Annotated in this window: 10 protein-coding genes and 1 pseudogene; 3 read left to right on the top strand and 8 right to left on the bottom strand. The window is 70.5% G+C overall.

Annotated features, from left to right (window positions below):
- Positions 1-6: 6 nt before the first annotated feature.
- From ACFYP5_RS30360 to ACFYP5_RS30345, 4 genes are all read right to left on the bottom strand, one after another.
- Complete coding sequence (locus tag ACFYP5_RS30360; protein WP_030925727.1) at positions 7-702, bottom strand: response regulator transcription factor; 696 nt, start codon at positions 700-702, stop codon at positions 7-9.
- Complete coding sequence (locus ACFYP5_RS30355; RefSeq protein WP_389041952.1) at positions 674-1,933, bottom strand: sensor histidine kinase; 1,260 nt, start codon at positions 1,931-1,933, stop codon at positions 674-676. Before ACFYP5_RS30355 ends, ACFYP5_RS30360 begins: the two co-directional genes overlap by 29 nt.
- A 309-nt stretch (positions 1,934-2,242) precedes the next feature.
- Positions 2,243-2,737 (bottom strand): lamin tail domain-containing protein, encoded by a 495-nt coding sequence (locus ACFYP5_RS30350; RefSeq protein WP_389041950.1) that lies wholly within the window; start codon positions 2,735-2,737, stop codon positions 2,243-2,245.
- Between the two features lie 461 nt (positions 2,738-3,198).
- Positions 3,199-4,422, bottom strand: a complete 1,224-nt coding sequence (locus tag ACFYP5_RS30345) for a cytochrome P450 (protein WP_389041949.1) — start codon at positions 4,420-4,422, stop codon at positions 3,199-3,201.
- A gap of 68 nt (positions 4,423-4,490) precedes the next feature.
- On the opposite strand from ACFYP5_RS30345, the gene ACFYP5_RS30340 reads away from it, so the two are divergent.
- Positions 4,491-5,801 (top strand): FAD-dependent oxidoreductase, encoded by a 1,311-nt coding sequence (locus ACFYP5_RS30340; protein WP_389041947.1) that lies wholly within the window; start codon positions 4,491-4,493, stop codon positions 5,799-5,801.
- A gap of 180 nt (positions 5,802-5,981) precedes the next feature.
- Here the strand turns inward: ACFYP5_RS30340 and ACFYP5_RS30335 are convergent, their stop codons facing one another.
- Positions 5,982-7,037, bottom strand: coding sequence for a hypothetical protein (locus ACFYP5_RS30335; protein ID WP_389041945.1), 1,056 nt, complete (start codon positions 7,035-7,037; stop codon positions 5,982-5,984).
- 152 nt (positions 7,038-7,189) lie between these two features.
- On the bottom strand, positions 7,190-10,918 hold the full coding sequence (locus ACFYP5_RS30330) for a S8 family serine peptidase (protein WP_389041944.1): 3,729 nt from the start codon (positions 10,916-10,918) through the stop codon (positions 7,190-7,192).
- A 472-nt stretch (positions 10,919-11,390) separates the two neighbouring features.
- On the opposite strand from ACFYP5_RS30330, the gene ACFYP5_RS30325 reads away from it, so the two are divergent.
- Entirely contained in the window at positions 11,391-15,518 is a 4,128-nt protein-coding gene (locus ACFYP5_RS30325) for a carboxypeptidase regulatory-like domain-containing protein (RefSeq protein WP_389041942.1), read from the top strand.
- A gap of 270 nt (positions 15,519-15,788) precedes the next feature.
- Here ACFYP5_RS30325 and ACFYP5_RS30320 read toward each other — a convergent pair.
- Positions 15,789-16,049 (bottom strand): annotated as a pseudogene (locus ACFYP5_RS30320) (hypothetical protein); the annotation flags it as partial.
- Between the two features lie 168 nt (positions 16,050-16,217).
- Here ACFYP5_RS30320 and ACFYP5_RS30315 point away from each other — a divergent pair.
- Entirely contained in the window at positions 16,218-16,700 is a 483-nt protein-coding gene (locus ACFYP5_RS30315) for a GNAT family N-acetyltransferase (RefSeq protein ID WP_389041940.1), read from the top strand.
- Positions 16,701-16,887: 187 nt separating this feature from the next.
- Here the strand turns inward: ACFYP5_RS30315 and ACFYP5_RS30310 are convergent, their stop codons facing one another.
- Positions 16,888-17,136: a hypothetical protein gene (locus tag ACFYP5_RS30310; protein WP_389041938.1), complete on the bottom strand. Its 249-nt coding sequence runs from the start codon at positions 17,134-17,136 to the stop codon at positions 16,888-16,890.
- Positions 17,137-17,293 lie beyond the last annotated feature (157 nt).

Genomic DNA, 17,293 nt, shown 5'->3' with positions numbered 1-17,293 from the left:
CTGCGACTACACGGGTGTCGACGGACCGCTCGGCTCCATGGCCGGGCTCACCAGGCCGCACTGGTAGGCGATGACCACGAGCTGGGCCCGGTCACGAGCATCCAGCTTGGTCATGGCCCGGTTGACGTGGGTCTTGGCGGTCAGCGGGCTGATGAACAGGCGATCGGCGATCTCGTCGTTCGACAACCCCAGTGCGACGAGCGCCAGGACATCTCGTTCCCGTGGCGTCAGGCACGCCAGCCGCTCGTGCATGACCGCCGGGCACGCTTCCGGCTGCGTCAGAAAGCGCGTGATCAGCGCTCGGGCGGCCGACGGGCACAGCAGTGCCTCCCCGCCGGCGACCGTGCGCACGGCATCGAGGAGCTCCTCGGGCCGCGCGCCCTTGCCGAGAAAGCCACTCGCACCCGCGCGCAGCGCCTCGGCGACGTACTCGTCGTCCTCGAAGGTGGTCAGGATGAGGACCTTGACCCCCGCGAGGTCCTCCGACTCGCTGATCAGCCGCGTCGCGGCGAGACCGTCCATCTCGGGCATGCGGATGTCCATCAGGAGCACATCGGGGTGCTGGGCATGCGCCAGCTCCACCGCCTCGCATCCGTTGGACGCCTCGCCCACGGTCTCCATGTCGTCCGCGGCATCGAACAGCATCCTGAAGGTGCCCCGTAGCAGGGCCTGGTCATCGGCTAGCAGTACGCGGGTCGTCATACCCATCTCTCCTCGACGGTCCGTCCGCTGCCGGTCCGCCCGTTGCCGTGCCGGCTCGCAGGGGCAGATCGGCAGTCACAGCGAAGCCGCCCTGCGGGCGTGCTCCCGCGTACAGCGTGCCCCCGACGATCGCAGCACGCTCGCGCATCCCGATCAGCCCGTGGCCGGTCCCCTGGCGGGGCCGGTGGTGGTGCGGGCCGACGCATCCGTCGTCCTCGACGGTGATCGTCAGCCATTCGGGGCGGTAGTGCAGAAACAATCGGGCGTGGTCCGCGCCGGCGTGCTTGTGCACATTGGTCAGCGCCTCCTGCACGATGCGGTACGCGGCCAGGTCCACCGCCGGCGCCAGCGGTTCGCTGATTCCGCGCTGGCTGTGCCTGACAGCCAGTCCGGCACCTTCGAACGACGCGAGCAGGTCCGGTAGCTGTGTCAGACCCGGCATCGGATCGCGTGGCGCCGCCGGATCGTCGGTCTGCCGCAACAGACCTACGGTCGCCCGCAGTTCGTCCAGTGCTGACCGGCTGGTGTCCCGGATGGTCTCCAGGGCGGCGAGTGTCTGCTCCGGCTGCCGCTCCGCGAGATGGACGGCTACGCCCGCCTGAGCATTGATCAGGGCGATGTGGTGCGCGACGACATCGTGCAACTCACGCGCGATCCGGACCCGCTCGGCCGCCACCCGCTGTTGTGCCTCCTGCTCACGGGTCCGCTCCGCGTGCTCCGCCCGTTCCTCCACGGCCGCCACATAGGCATGGCGCGACCGCACCGCGTCGCCGATGGCGGCAGCCAGAGCCGTCCATGCCAGCATCACCGCCTTCTCCGGCTCAAGCCACGATCCGGGGGTGAACAACAGGGCCGTGCCCACCAGGACGGCAGCCGTGGCCGCCGCCGTGGTCCAGGTGGTGCGCCGGTCGGTCCGCACGGCAACGGTGTAGAGGGACACCACGACCGGGCTGGACACCAGCGGACTCTCCCGGAACCCGAGCACCTGGAATGCCACCCCGCAGCCGACCGCGACAGCCAGTACGCCGAACGGGTGGCGGCGTCGCCACATCAACGCCGCGCAGCCGATCGCCGCCAGCACCACGCCCGGCCACCGGAACGCAATCCGGTGCTCGTCGGGCACCACGGCAGAAGCCAGTCCCGACAGCGCGAACAGCACGGCCGCCAGCAGCGCGTCCACCGCACCGGGCCGGGCCCGCGCCTCCCGCCTCCAACCGTTGATCACTGCCATCCCACCACCGTAAGCGCGGTGGCCGGACCGGGCAGTGCGGCAGCGCCGACCCCTGAACACACTGCCCGATCCGCAGTGGACGATGTGCGGGCGAGCCGTGGAACGGGCCGGCCTTGAACCGGTTGGCCGCGACGAACGGTGCAAACCCTGTTCCGCGGGTCACCGGCGCCACTTCGGACGCCTGTCGTGGCAGGAGCGCCGTCGGCCGCTGACCGGAGCGCCGGATGACAGCGGGACACCCCCCCTGCGAACCGGCGGCAGAGCGCTCACCCTCTGCCGCCGTTCCCCTCGTCGGTCAGCAGGAGTGCGTCAGCCGTGGTAGGTGATGTAGCCGTTGCGGTCGCGGTCGGAGCCGGTCTTGGTGTAGGAGTGGACGTCCGCCCGGCTTCCTGACGGCTTGTACAGGTAGATGGTGTCCTTGTCGTTGTTCCAGATGAAGTTGCAGTTCTGGCGGTAGACGACGTTCTTGGCGTCGGAGTCGGTGCCGTGGCCGCCCCGCAGCTTCACGTAGTCCCCGGGCTGGAGATAGTGGCTGGCCGAGAACGTGAAGCGATTGCCGGTGGCGTCCTTGACGACGTAGCCCTTGAGATTGACGGTCGCCGTCGACGAGTAGTTCTTGATCGTCAGGTACTCGTCCTTGCTGTTCCCGGTGGAGCACTTGTTGGAGTCCGTGCCGGGCGCGTCGTACTGGACACCCTTGACCTTCAGCGCCGACGAGTACTCGGCTGCCTGTGACGGAGCGGCGGCGACGACTACGACGGTTCCGGCAGCGACAACAGTGGATATGACATGGCGTATGCGCATGAGGAATCCCCCCAGTGGTGCGAACAGAGCGCCTGGAGCATACATAATCCGTGATGATGAGATGTCGAAAAGGTGATGAACATGTGAAAGTGGTCGTGCGGTACATGCCGATGTCGGTCGGGTGCACGGCACAGCTGACGAGTCGGCAGACCTGGCGGACCGGGCGATCACGGTCGTCACGGTTTCGGCGCCGATCGTCCGATCCGCGCCTGCTCCACCGCTCCCGCTCCGCCCATGGAGCGCTTCCCCCCTGCGGGCAAGGGCGGTGAGCCCTACCAGATCGTCGGCGAAGAACTGATCCCGTTCAGCGACGTGGCCACGGTGCCCGAACTCGCAGCCGCGCGAGGGTGGCAGGCGGCAGCCTCAGGTCACCCTCGCTCGCTCCGTGCCCGCTGCGGAGGTCGTGCCGGGAGGTGGCGCGGAGGGGTTGTGCGGCGGGACGCTCTCGGATCCCGGCGCTCTCAGCCGGCGCCGCCGGAGGCGAAGGTGACAGGCAGACGCTCGGGGCCTCGCAGCCCGCCCGGCCGCCAGCGCAGGTCGCCCGGCGGCACGGCCAGCGCGAGGTCCGGGAGGCGGCGCAGGGCGGTTCCGATGGCGATCTGTCCCTCCAGCCTTGCCAGCGGCGCCCCCAGGCAGTAGTGGATGCCGTGGCCGAAAGCGAGGTGGGCGGTGTCCCGCCGGGTGATGTCCAGCCGGTCCGGATCGGAGAACCGTGCCGGGTCCCGGTCCGCGATAGCGGAAGCGATCAGCACGGTGGCACCGCACGGGATGTTCACGCCCGCGATCTCGACGTCCTCGCGCGCGAACCGGGCGATGCCGGGGTTGACCGGTCCGTCGTAGCGCAGGAACTCCTCGATGGCACCCGGCAGCAACGCCGGATCGTCCCGCAGCATCTCGAGCTGACGGGGGTTGGCGAGCAGCGCCGCGATGCCGCCGCCGATCAGGTTGACGGTGGTGATGTATCCGGCCACCAGCAGCAGGAACGACATGGCGATCAGCTCGTCCTCGTTCAGCTGATCCTCGTCCCTGGCGGTGATCAGCGCGCTGAGCAGATCGTCCCCGGGCCGGGCCCGTTTGGTTTCCAGGAGCTTGGCCAGGTACGAGTGCATCCGCTGCCACGACTCGTCCACGAGTGCCGGGTCCGGAAGTTCCGCTCCTCGCAGGAGCATGTCGTCCGTCCACCGCTGGAAGTCGTACCGGTCCTCCACGGGCACACCGAGCAGCTCGCTGATCACGGTGACCGGCAGCGGAAGCGCAAAGTCCGCGACGAGTTCGGCGCGGCCGGCCGGCGCGACCGCGTCGAGCAGCCGGTCGCTGATCTCCTGGATACGGGGCCCCAAATCGGCCACCCGGCGCGCCGTGAACGCCCTGGAGACCAGACGGCGCAGGCGGGTGTGGTCGGGCGGGTCGGAGCGGAGCATGTTGCTGATCATCGACTCGCGTTCCGTCACGGGCAGCTGCCGCAGCAGCCGGGGATCCGAGGCGTCGCGGACGTCGCTGCTCAACCGGGGGTCCGCCAAGGCCGCGAGGCCGTCGTCGTACCGCGTGACCAGCCACGCCTCCAGGCCGCCGGCGATGACGGCACGGCGCACCGGGCCCTCCTCACGCAGCTGCCGGAAGAGCGGGAAGGGATCCGAGACGAAGTCCGGGTCGGCATAGGGCAGAAGTACCGGCTGCTGGCTCATGATGCCTCCAGGGACACGTTGCGCCCCACTGGTGCTGACTTGTCGGAACTGAGGGTATATCTCCCGATATGACTTACCCGGGGATTTCACCGAAGGAAGCGGTCGCGACGGAGCGGACCACGTGCTGCGTGGTGGGCGGTGGCCCCGCCGGTATGGTCCTCGGGCTGCTGCTGGCCCGGGCGGGGGTGGCGGTCACGGTCCTGGAGAAGCACGGCGACTTCCTGCGCGATTTCCGCGGTGACACCGTGCATCCGTCCACCCTGGCGCTGCTGGAGGACCTGGGGCTGGCTGAGCGATTCAGCCGGCTGCCGCAGCGGCGGGTGACGACGGTCCAGCTGCCCCTCGGCCCGAACCGTTCGCTGGTCACCGTCGGAAACATCGCCGCGCTGCGGAGCAAGTACAACTACATCGCGATGGTGCCTCAGTGGGATCTGCTCAACCTGCTCGTGGACGAGGCCGGGCGGGAGCCGTCCTTCTCCGTAAGGATGAACACCGAGGCGACCGCCTTCCTCATGGAGCCCATGGAGGTCCCACCCGGTCGGGCGAAGCCGCGAGCTCGCGGGAGGGTCACGGGGGTCCGGTACCGCACGTCCGACGGCCGTACCGGTGAGCTGCGGGCCACCCTCACCGTGGCCTGCGACGGCCGGTCCTCGCTGGCCAGGGCGCTGCCCGAACTGGGACTGCGGAAGTTCGCCTGCCCGATGGACGCCTGGTGGTTCCGGCTGCCGCGGCGGGAGGACGACCCGCACGGGCTCGTGGGAGGCGTCGGCGACCGGTTCTTCAGCGCCATGATCGACCGCGGGGACTACTGGCAGTGCGCGGCACTGATCCCCAAGGGAACCGACACCCGGCGCCGCGCCGCCGGTCTCGGCCGGTTCATGGGCGAATTCACGGCTGCCGTCCCCTGGCTCGCGGACCGGGTGCACGCGCTCGGGTCGTGGGACGACGTGAAGCTGCTCGACGTACGGCTCGACCGCCTACGGCGCTGGCACCGCCCTGGACTGCTGTGCATCGGCGACGCGGCACACGCGATGTCACCGGTCTTCGGCATCGGCATCAACCTCGCCGTCGAGGACGCGGTGGCCGCCGCCCGGTATCTCGTCGAACCGCTGCGCGCGGGCGCGGTCGGCCTGCGGTCCGTACGCCGAGTCCAGCGCCGCCGCTGGCCGACCACCGCCGCGACGCAGGCCCTGCAGCGTTTCGCCCACACGAACGTCGTCGAACCGGTCCTGTCGGGCCGCCCGGCATTCGGAAGCCGGAAGCGCGCCCAGCGGCTGAGCGAGCTCATCACGACCTCACGGTGGCTGAACCGTCTGCCGGCGTATTTCCTCGCCTACGGCGCCCTGCGCGAGCGCCCGCCGGCCGCGTCGGTGCGCTGAGCAGGGCCCCGGCCGGTCCGTCACCAGGCAGTCGTCCAGCCTGGTGACGGTGTCGTACTGATCCACTTGCAGCGCCGTTCCTCAGTGCCACCGGGAGACCGTGGCTCTGGGCCGGGGGCCGGGGCGACGGTTGGACCTTCCCAACCCGGGCCACCGCCGGCCTTAGGTCGGGAAGGAATCTCAGGTGATCTTGAACCTACGGTGAGTGCCGTCGCTCGGGCCTTGGGAACCCGCCCGCGACCGATCGGCGAAACGGCCGCGGGCGGGAGTCATTGAGCGCGCGGCTGCGCGCCGGCGAGCTCGTCCAGGACGACGGTGCAGTCCGAGAGGGAGCGGACCAGCTGACTGGCGAGGACCCACCGCCCGGCGGGGTCGCCGTACTGCACGACACCGGGCGTCAACGGTCTGCCAGGCAGATAGCAGACTCCAAATATCCCACTCACCTCGGATGCCCCGACCCGTACAGCCCCACACCGGCCGGGGAGGTTGGGGCAGGAGCGGACGGCGGGCGCACGGGGCGCACACCGGCGGGTGCGTCGTCAGCAGACCGATCGGCCAGCCCTCCCAGTGAGCGCGGTGGTCCTCCAGCAGCCAGAGCGTGCCCCGCTCGTCCTGGTCGGCCGACCCGCCGCAGTCCTGGCACAGCAGTCGGCGCATCACGCGCCGCTGCCGCAAGGGATGCACCCTGCCGAAGTCCGGGCGCCCGCAACCCTGCTTGGCCGGCGCCCGTAGCCACCGGTAGCCGTCGGCATCCCGGTCGTACGGGCCCTCGTCCTGGTAGGCGATGCCACCGCGGGGACCGACCACCACGAGGCTGCGGGCCTGCTCCTGAGACCAGGACGCGATGTACGGAACGACGAGCGGCCGGGGGAAATTCACCGGCACTGCCGCGAGGGCTTGCAGTTGTCGCACAGAGGGATCGTCGCCCCTGCGGCGCTGGGGGCGGGAAGGCTGGTCGTCCCGCAGCTGGCGCAACGCCGGCAGGTCGTCCTTCCCCAGCGTGGCGAGGCCGTAGTCGAGGAGCTCTTGCCAGAGGCCGGCCGTGAATTCGACCGTCCGCCGCCCCGCCTTCGACTTCGGCGGTCCCAGGTACCACTCCTCGCCCGGCACCCGCTTCCAGGCCCGGGTGACGCGCAGCTCGTACTCGCCGGACCGGGGGTTGCGGGCGTGGCACGCAGCGAGCGCGCTGATCTCGCCCCACCGCAGTCCGGTCTCGTACGCCGTCCGTACGAGCATCCGATCGCTGGGCCGCGGGAAGCACTCGACGAGGGGGATGGGGGATGCCGCGGCCCACGGGGCACGGGGCGTGCCGACCCCTCGGGCCGGCACGGTGGTGCCAGCCGACCCGTCGGGCCGGTCCGCACCACCGCGCGGCGCCGGCCGGCCGGCTACCCGGCCGGCCAGTGCGGCCACGCCGGGGCGAACGCGCACCAGTACTCGGGGCAGCCGACTCGGTAGGCCCGCGTGACGGTCTCCGCGACCGACGCGCCGGAGTGGTCCGCGGCGGTCACCTTCAATGAGACCCAGCCGGTGCTCATCGCGGGTACGGTCACCCGCCGGACGCCGTCACGGCCCCGAACCTCTGCCGGCTGCCAGCTGGCGCCGTCGTCCGTGGAGTACCGCACCGACACCCGCTCGATGCCGGCCCTGCTGTGCACGCCCACCTGGCGACCGATGTCCAGGCCGAACGTGAACTCCCGATCCTCCGGCACCGAGTTGTCCCCATCGAGCCCCGCCATGTCGAAGCGCGTGTCGAGCAGTGGCAGCGGACGCTCGCCACCCGTGTGCTCCGAGCGGAACCGCCAGGTGTCCGTGACGTGCGTGCCCAGCGTCCACTCCGGGGTGTCGCGGTGTGCGGACGACGTGAGTTCGTACCACCGGCCACGCGCGGGCACGTCGAAGACACCCTGCCCCGGCTCGTCGTTACGGGCGAGCACCTTGCCCGAGCCGTCGCGCAGCACCGTCTCGCCGGACTCCAGATCCCGCACGGGATCCGACTGGTGGCCCGCCGCGTCCGAGAACATCGGCAGCGAGAGACGCAGTTTGTCCCCGTCGCGGGTGGCCTGCGCCCGGCCGTCGGGTCCGTTCACCGACAGCGACGGGTTGAAGGGGCCCGTGAGCCAGTTGTCGCCGGTCGTGCGTCCCTTGCGGTAGACGGTCGGATTGGTGAACTGCAAGCCGAGCGCCCCGACGGAGTCCAGCGCGTACTCGAACGTCGCCGTCGTCCACGGGACATCGGGCGTGTAGTACGCCGTCATCCGGTGCGGTGCGCGGAACAGCGTCGACTGCTGGGCCAGACGCAGGCCGCCGTAGGTCACCCAGCCGTAGATCCCCTTGGTGTCGTTGGGGAAGCCGGTGGTGCGGAAGCTGTGGTCCACGCGCGCCAGGTCCCGGCGCCGGTCCTGCCAGTGGGCACCGGCCGGTACCCCGTCGTCATGGGTGTGGAAGGTGAAGTAGGTGCGTTCACCGTTGCGCTCACCCTTGATCCGAAGGGTCACCTCTCCCTTGGCGAGCTGCTCGCGCAGCAGCTCCACGCCCTGGGGATCGATGCCCAGCGGCGGATCGGCCGGGTCGATCGACGCCGACCCCGCCAGCAGGATCGCCGCTGGCTGCTGCTCCTTGATCGCGTCGTAGCGCCGGCTCTGCTCCTCCCACGGCACGCTCCAGTCCGACTCGAGGAGCACGATCCGGTCCTTGAGCTGCAGACCCGTCAGATCCCCGCCGTCGCCCGCGTCGGTGACCCGCTTCTCCATGTTCCATTCCAGCCGTTGCCACGACATCAACCACACCGGCACGTCCAACGGGGCGCCGGAGCCGCCGACCGTCGTCGCGAGGACGTACGGCTGCTGCCAGGATGCGGCGGAGAAGTACGTCAGCCCGGGTATCCGGCCGCTGCCCGCGGCATACGACCTGTACGCGCCGGCGTAGATCGGTGCGGCCAGTCCGACGGGAGTGCCCGCGCCGGTCGACGAGACCTGCCCGGTCGCCGACCCCTGCTCATTGATCCGCATCTCCGGATCATCGATGCCCGTAGTGACCGGCTTCGCCGCGGACGTGTCGGTCTTCAGCGTCCGGTCGCCGGTGAGGGAGACGCGCCTGGCGACGGCGACGGACCTCTCGGGCATGCTCGCCGTGCCGTGGCGGACGTACTCCCACACCCCGCCGAACACCCGGTAGTCGCCGACCGGCAGCCGGACCTCCTCGGGCTCCTTGGTGAGGCCGACCAGCTGTGCCTCGCCGGTCTTCTCGTTCTGCACCACCAGATTGGTGTACGCCGCCTCGACCCCGGGCCTTACGGCGGCGGGTTCGAGGGTGAGCGTGGCGGCCGCGGCCTCCGCGTCGATGCCGACGGGAGTGCGCACCGTGCTGCCGTCACTGCCGCGCGCGGTGATCCAGCCGCCGTGGGCGCCGGCGGACGCCCTGCCGGTGTCGATCCGGACGGTCGCGGCGGCGGTGCCGCCCGCCGGAACGGTCAGTTGCCGCGAGGCGAGCGAGACCGGTGCTGTCCCGGCCAGGGAGAGGCTCAGTCGCACGTCCTTGCCGCCGTCGTTGCGGTAGGTCACCGTGCGGGTCGGGCTGCCGCCGTACGGCCAGGCCAGCTCGGCGGAGACCGTGCTGGGGGAGGCGGTGATCCGGGACGAGAGCGCGTCGGGCACGTTCACGCTGCCCGAGCCCTCCTCGTACACGTCCGCGCCGACGACCGGGTCGGCGGTGGCGACGAGAGCCGCCTTCAGCCGCTGTGCGTCCCAGTCGGGGTGTTGCTGCTTGAGGATGGCGGCCGCCCCGGCGACGTGCGGGGTCGCCATGGAGGTGCCGCTGATCGTCGCGTAGAACTCGTTGTTCGCGGCGGCGTCCAACGTCCCCGCGGCGCGGGCGGCGGTGATGGAGCTGCCGGGCGCGGTGATCTCGGGCTTGACACCGCCGTCGGTGACCGCGGGTCCACGGGAGGAGAACGACGACATCGCGCCCTCCTTGGTGATCGACCCGACGGTCAGGGCGCTGGGTGCGGCGGCCGGCGAGCCGATGCTGCGCGACTTGCCCGCGTTGCCCGCCGCGATGACGAACAGCGGTCCGCCGTCCCTGGACAGGGTCTCGACCGCCCGGGAGAGCGGATCGCTGCCGTCGCTGGGCAGGCTGGATCCGAGGCTCATCGAGACGATGTCGGCGTCCTGCGCGGCGGCCCAGGCCATGCCTTCGAGGATGCCGCTGAAATCGCCGGACCCACCCGCGTCGAGCACCTTGCCGATCAGCAACTGGGCCCCGGGCGCTATGCCCTTGTACCTGCCCTGCGACGCGGCACCACTTCCGGCGACGGTCGAGGCGACGTGCGTGCCGTGGCCGTTGAGGTCGGTGACGCTCTCGTCCCAGGAGAAGTTCTTCTCCGCGACCACCTTGTTCTTCAGGTCGGGATGGGTGGGGTCGTACCCGGTGTCCAGGACCGCGACCTTCACACCCTTGCCGTCGAGGCCCTTGCGCCAGGCGATGGGCGCGCCGATCATGGCGGCGGACCGGTCCAGGCTCGCCTCGACCTTGGCGTCGAGCCAGAGCTTCCCGGCCGCGGCGGCGCGTGACGTCCCGCCCGTGGCGGCGAGGAAACTGCGCCAGGCCGTGGCAGCCTCGGACTTGCGTACCGTTCGGGCTGTCAATCCCAGCTCGGGAAACGTGTCCCGCTGCACGGAACCGCGCAGTGCGGGTCCGGCCTGCGTCGTCGCGATCAGGGGAATGGAGGACCGGGCCGCGTCGTCGTACCCCTGCGCGGCGAGCGCGGTGACGTCGAAGAGCTGCCGGTCCACCCGTTCGTCGGCGAGAGCCTGCGTGGCGTCGACCGGGATGACGTATTCGTGGTCGTTGATCCTGGCCCGGGTGAACGCGATGTGCTCCCGCCCTTGGCCGGGGGTCACCCCGCTGACCTGAAGGCCACCCCCGCTGCCGGTGAAGCCGACCCGGTCACCGCTGATCAGTGTGACGGTGTGCTGGGCGGGTGCCGCGGCAGGCGGCGCCGTGGAATGCCCGGCCCCGGCCCCGGGCTCGGGGTCGGCTGCCGCCGGCAGCCCGGTGGCGACCAGCGCCACCGCGGTGGCCGCGACCACGGCCGCGGTCCTCGATCTGGATCTCATTCCCTGCACCAACTCCTCAAAGGCGTTGCCATGAACGAGTAGCAGCCCATTCAAGTCAGGAGTTGAGGTAGTGACAGATGGTGGACCTGTCGCAGATGTGCCATGGCACATCTGCGACAGCCGCTGCCACGGACTTGTCCGGCCGATCATGGTCACATCGTCAGGTCGACACTGGCCGGCACACCTCGTGCATGCCTACGCCCGAGGCACGAAGGGGCTTTTGTCTCGAACAGCAGAGAGCAGTGTCCGCTGAGCGGACTCGGAGTTTCACCTATGTGACAGCCGCAGGGTCTTCCTAGCGGTGTGGGTAAGGCAGTTGAATGCGCCAGCGGTCCGATCGGGCCGCGATCGGGCGGGGACATCGTCATCCCCCGGGGTCACCTTCGGTTTCGGGAGAAACTCCTTGCGTACAGCCCGTCTCAGACCGAGCGGTGGACGTGCAGGGCGGGCCGCTACCGCGGTTGCCGGCCTCATGTCGGCAGCACTTGCCCTCATCGGACTCCAACTGCCCGCCGCAGCCCCGGCGGTCGCCGCGCCCTCCGGCAAGGCAGCAGCCGCAGTCGTCCGGCAGTGCGGCGACCCCAAGCCCGGGGAGTTCGCCTGTATGGCGATGCGCCGCACGGACGTGGCCGCCCGCAGGGGTGTTCAGCCACTCTCCACCACGCCGATCGGTTTCGGCGCCGGCGACCTGCAGAGCGCCTACGCACTACCCGTCGACGGGGGCGCCGGCCAGACCGTCGCGATCGTGGACGCCTTCGACGCCCCGACCGTCGAAGCCGACCTGGCGGTCTACCGCCAGCAGTACGGTCTGCCCGCGTGTACCACGGCCAACGGCTGCTTCACCAAGGTCGACCAGCGCGGCGGCACGAACTACCCGGCCGCCGACCCGGGATGGGCCGGCGAGATATCCCTCGACGTGGACATGGTGTCCGCCGCCGCCCCCAACGCGCACATCTTGCTGGTCGAGGCGGACAGCCCGGGCTTCGCCGACCTCGGTGCCGCGGTGGACGAGGCGGTCGCGCTCGGCGCGAAGTACGTCTCCAACTCCTACGGCACCTTCTACGACAGCACGCCGGGCAGCGGCGAGGACCCGTCGGAACTCACCGCCATGGATCCCTACTACAACCACCCGGGCGTCGCGGTCGTCGCGTCCTCCGGTGACAGCAGTTACGGCGTCTCCTATCCGGCGGCCTCTCAGTACGTCACTTCCGTCGGCGGCACCGCCCTGGCCAGGAACTCCGGTACCAGCCGCGGCTGGAGCGAGTCGGTGTGGCACGGCCCCAGCGGTGGCGGCCCCGGTTCGGGCTGCTCGCTCTACGAGCCCAAGCCGTCGTTCCAGACCGACACGGCGTGCGCGAACCGCACCGTCGCCGACGTCTCCGCGGTCGCCGACCCGGCGACCGGCGTTTCGGTCTACCAGACCTACGGCGGGAACGGCTGGTCGGTGTTCGGCGGAACGAGCGCATCCGCCCCGCTCATCGCCGGCGCCTACGCGGACGCCGGCACCCCTGCCGCGGGAACGTACCCCAATTCCTACCCGTACGCCCAGGCCGACTCGCTCAACGACGTGACCACCGGCAACAACGGCACCTGCACCCCGGCGGCGCTGTGCACCGCGGGCCCCGGCTACGACGGACCCACCGGGCTCGGCACCCCCCGCGGTATCAACGCCTTCCGCACCGGCCCGCACGGTGTGATCAGTGGCACGGTCACCGACCGTGCCACCGGCAAGCCGATCGCCGGAGTGACCGTCAAAGCCGGTGACAACACCGCCATCTCGAATGCGTCCGGCACGTACCGGCTGGACATCCCGGCCGGCACCTACGACATGACCGCGAGCGTGTACGGCTACGCCACCGGCCGTGCCGGCGGCGTCGTGCTGGCCGACGGCGGGACTGTCGCCGAGTCCTTCGGGCTCGACGCCCTGCCCACGCAGAAGGTCTCCGGCAAGGTCACGGACGGCTCCGGCCACGGCTGGCCGCTCTACGCGAAGATCACTGCCGATCGTGTGCCCGGCGGACCGGTCTTCACCGACCCCGCCACCGGTGCCTACTCCCTGCAGCTCCCGCAGGGTGCCTCGTACACCCTCCACGTCACGGCCAACTACCCCGGCTACCAGACGGTCGACAAGACCGTTGAGGTCGCAACCGCCGACGAAAAGCTGAACATCGCCGTACCCGTGGACTCGGCCGCCGCCCGGGCGCCGGGCTACGCCGTGCACCTGCACGGGCCGACCGAGGCCTTCGACTCCACCGCCGGACCCACCGACGGCTGGAGCGTGGCCAACGCCGACGGCGCCGACGGCGGCTGGGCCTTCGACAACCCGGGCAGCCGCGACAACCGCACCGGCGGCAGCGGCGGCTTCGCGATCGTCGACAGCGACTTCAGCGGCATCCAGACGCAGGACTCCTCGCTGGTCTCGCCGTCGTACGATCTCAGCTCGGCGACCACCCCCATCCTGGCGTTCGACACCGACTACGCCGGCTGGGCGGGCAACACAGCGGACGTGGACGTCTCGTCCGACGGCGGCACCACCTGGACGACGCTGTGGGAGAGGAGCTCGCTCTGGGTACCCGGTCCGGCCCACTTCGAACTGCCGCTCGACGCCTATGCGGGCAAGAGCGACGTCCGAGTGCGCTTCCACTACACCACCAGTGACTGGGGGATGTGGTGGCAGCTCGACGACGTCTTCCTCGGGCAGCGCACCTACGACGCGGTGCCCGGCGCACTCCTCGTCGGCCACGTGACGGACGCCAACACCCACGCGGGCGTCAACGGCGCCACCGTCACCAGCACCGACGCACCGGCACCCGGGGACCACACCACCAGCACGGCCACGCCCGACGACCCGCAGGTCGGTGACGGCTTCTACTGGATGTTCTCGCACCTGACGGGCAACCACCCGGTGGTCGCTGCGCTGTCCCGCTACACCACGACCACCGACACCGTGAACATCACCCCGGACGCCACGGTCAAGCACGACCTCCCGCTCAAGGCCGGCCGGCTCAAGCTGACCCCGGCCTCCATCGCCAAGAACGTGGCCTGGGGCAAGAGCGCCGGCCAGACCGTGACCGTGACCAACGACGGCACCGCACCGGCCACGCTCAACCTCACCGAGAAGACCGGAGGATTCACCGTACAGCGGGCAGCCGCCTCGCGGCAGCAGGCGGGCGCCCCGCTGCACCTGGTCAAGGGCTCCTACTCGCCCCTGCGGCTCACCTCGTCCGCAGCCGCGTCCAAGGCCGGCCAGGCCCACGCGACGGATCGCGCCATGGGTACCCCGGGCACCGCCTGGCAGCCCGTCGCCGACCTGCCCACGGCCACCGGCGACAACGCCGTCGACACCTACCAGGGCACCGTCTACTCCGCGTTCGGCTCCACCGGGGGCCACGGCACCGCGGATCTGTACGCGTACAACGGCAGTTGGACCAAGCTCGCCTCCGCCGCCGACTCCCGCGACGCCCCGGCTCACGGCGTGATCGACAGCAAGATCTACGCGGCCGGCGGCTGGGGCACCAGCGGCAGCCCCGACGGCAAGCTGGAGATCTACGACATCGCGACCGACACCTGGAGCACCGGCGCCACGATGCCTAAGCCGCACGCCGGCGCGGGCAGCGCGGTACTCGACGGGAAGCTGTACTCCGTCGGCGGCTGCTTCACCATCGGCTGTGGTTCCACGGACGTCTCCGTCTACGACCCGGACACCGACACCTGGTCGATGGCGGCCCCCTACCCGCAGCCGGTGGCCTGGGAGTCCTGCGGCGCCATCGTGGACAAGCTCTACTGCTCCGGCGGCGAGGCCCAGCACGCGACCACCAAGCACGCCTATGTGTATGACCCCGACACCGACACCTGGTCGCCGGTGGCGGACCAGCCGACCGACGCCTGGGGTGCGGCCTACGCGTCGGCAAACGGCCTGCTGCTGATCCGGGGCGGCTCGGTCAACAACGGCACCGCGCTGACCAACCAGGTCTGGGCCTACGAGCCGAACGAGAACACCTGGACCGCCCTGCCCAACGCCAACACCTCGGTCTACCGCGGCGGCGGCAGCCTGGGCTTCTACACGATCGGCGGTCTCACCAGCGGGGGCACTCCGGTCAAGACCTCCGAGGTCCTGCCCGGCTACGACCAGGAGCGCGCCGCCGACGTCACCTGGCTGAGCGAGAGCGCGAACAAGGTGACCGTCCAGCCGGGCGCCTCCACAACGGTCACGGTCACGCTCGACGCCTCCGTGCCCGAGATCACCCAGCCCGGCACCTACACCGCCTTGCTGATCCCGCGCAGCGACACCCCGTACCGGCTCGACCCGGTCGGCGTCGCACTGACCGTGAAGCCGCCCGCCACCTGGGGCAAGATCGCCGGCACGGTGACGATGGCCGGCGGCGGCCCGATCACCGGCGCGACCGTGCAGGTCTCCACCTGGGTCACGCACTACACGCTGAAGACCGCCGCGGACGGCAGTTACGCACTGTGGCTCGACGCCCGCAACAACCCGCTCCAGGTCATCGCCGCCAAGGACGGCTACCAGCCGCTGGCGGTCACGGTGAAGATCAAGAAGGGAGCGACGACGGTCCACGACTTCACCCTGCTGACGAGCTGACCCCGCCTGCGCTCTGACGCATACCCGAGACGTCCCCGCCACCGGTGCCACCCGGCGGCGGGGACGTCTCCTTCCCGCCGCCGGAATGCATCCGAGCGCAGGCCACCCCGCACTCCGCAGCGAACGCGTGCGGACCGCTGCCGGGCCGCTGGACTCGGCGAGGACACCGTCTTCGCGACCGAGCCCGAGCCGGTCCGCGCGATGATCGAAGCGGTGACCGAACGGTTCCTGGATGCCGGACACCACGTCGGCCGGGTCACCGGGGACGGGGTCTACGGCGGCAAGGGGCCGGACCGCGGCGAGCGTAGCGATCAGGCGGGAGACGGTCGGGTCGGCGGCCACCGGCCCGAACACGACTGGCTCGGCCCGCAGCAGGGCGACATCGGCCAGACAGTCCCCTCCCAGCGCGACCGCCGGCGCGACATCGACCAGGATGTCGCAGGGGTCGTGCACGGCCCGGTCTTTGCACCACGGTGCCAGCGCCGCGCAGACCGGGGCGGGTTGGGGATGGCGAAGCCCCGCGCGGCGAATTCTTCGAGCAACTCCCCGTAATGTGCGCGGGAGCCCCCGGACCAGGCAGGATAGGTACGGGCCGTACGGGCCCGGGTCGGCGTCACAACTCGCCCAACCCGTAAGGCCCTTTGCATGTCACGGCCGACTCACTCCCGTCCTTTCCTCAGGGTGGTTAGGGTCGGGCCCATGGCTTCCCTAGATGTCTCCCTGCGTCCCGTGCGCCCCAGCGATCTGCCCGTGTTCTTCCGGCACATGAGCGACCCCGAGTCGAATCGGATGGCCGCCTTCACCGCCGAGGACCCGACGGACCGGGCCCACTTCGACGCACATTGGAAGCGCATCCTCGCCTCGTCCGACGTCGTCACCCGCACCGTGCTCGCGGACGACGATGTGGTCGGGCACGCGGCCGTCTACGGCGAGCCGGGCGAGCGGGAAGTCACGTATTTCATCGATCGCTACTACTGGGGGCGGGGCATCGCGACCGCGGCGCTGCGGGGGTTGCTCGCCGAGGTCCCCGAACGCCCGCTGCTCGCCCGGGCGGCGGCGGACAACACCGGATCGGTGCGGGTCCTGGAGAAGTGCGGCTTCAAGGTCGTCGGCGAGGACCAGGGCTTCGCGAACGCGCGGGGAGCGGAGATCGACGAGCTGGTGCTGCGGTTGGATGAATAATTTTCCCCTCTCCGTAAACGTCTGGGGCCCATGGTGCCCGCCTTGCCGCGACGAGGCCCCCCTTCGCCAAGGTCGCAAAGGAGGACAAGGCCAAGGGCGTCGCATTCGTCGGGATCAACACCCGCGACTCCGGCCGGAGACCGGCCATCGCCTTCCAGAAGGACTACGGCATCAAGTACCCGAGCCTTTACGACCCGCCGGGGAAGCTGGTCTTGTACAGATTTCCGAACGGAAGCGAGGCCTCGGACTGGTCGGAGCCGCGCCATTTCACGATCGACAACACCGCAGCGTCGGCGCCACCGACGGTCATCTCCTCGAAGAGGGCAGCGGAGCGAACAGCAGCCCCGGCGTCCCCGGCCCGCCCGCCGAGCGACAGGCAGCCGCGGCGCGGCACGAGGACGAGGACGAGGACGAGGGCCGACTCGATCTGGCTCATGCTCCGCTGGTGGATCCCATGCGCACCGGAGATGTCTGTTACGCGAATTACCGGCCATGGCGTAGATGCGACATGGCTCAACTGCGACATCCCGAGACCGCCACCTCAAACCCAGTGCGGCCGATCATCAGGTGCCCGTTCTTCGGTTCCCCTGAGG

This window comes from Streptomyces sp. NPDC005262, from assembly GCF_042872425.1.
Classification (GTDB): Bacteria; Actinomycetota; Actinomycetes; order Streptomycetales; family Streptomycetaceae; genus Streptomyces.
Note: the sequence above shows the minus strand (reverse complement) of the source record. Positions and strands in the feature narration are given on the sequence as shown.

Coding starts and splice junctions, on each gene's coding strand:
- ACFYP5_RS30360 (WP_030925727.1), bottom strand. CDS start 702: ATGACGACCCGCGTACTGCTAGCCGATGACCAGGCCCTGCTACGGGGC.
- ACFYP5_RS30355 (WP_389041952.1), bottom strand. CDS start 1,933: ATGGCAGTGATCAACGGTTGGAGGCGGGAGGCGCGGGCCCGGCCCGGT.
- ACFYP5_RS30350 (WP_389041950.1), bottom strand. CDS start 2,737: ATGCGCATACGCCATGTCATATCCACTGTTGTCGCTGCCGGAACCGTC.
- ACFYP5_RS30345 (WP_389041949.1), bottom strand. CDS start 4,422: ATGAGCCAGCAGCCGGTACTTCTGCCCTATGCCGACCCGGACTTCGTC.
- ACFYP5_RS30340 (WP_389041947.1), top strand. CDS start 4,491: ATGACTTACCCGGGGATTTCACCGAAGGAAGCGGTCGCGACGGAGCGG.
- ACFYP5_RS30335 (WP_389041945.1), bottom strand. CDS start 7,037: ATGCTCGTACGGACGGCGTACGAGACCGGACTGCGGTGGGGCGAGATC.
- ACFYP5_RS30330 (WP_389041944.1), bottom strand. CDS start 10,918: ATGAGATCCAGATCGAGGACCGCGGCCGTGGTCGCGGCCACCGCGGTG.
- ACFYP5_RS30325 (WP_389041942.1), top strand. CDS start 11,391: ATGTCGGCAGCACTTGCCCTCATCGGACTCCAACTGCCCGCCGCAGCC.
- ACFYP5_RS30315 (WP_389041940.1), top strand. CDS start 16,218: ATGGCTTCCCTAGATGTCTCCCTGCGTCCCGTGCGCCCCAGCGATCTG.
- ACFYP5_RS30310 (WP_389041938.1), bottom strand. CDS start 17,136: ATGAGCCAGATCGAGTCGGCCCTCGTCCTCGTCCTCGTCCTCGTGCCG.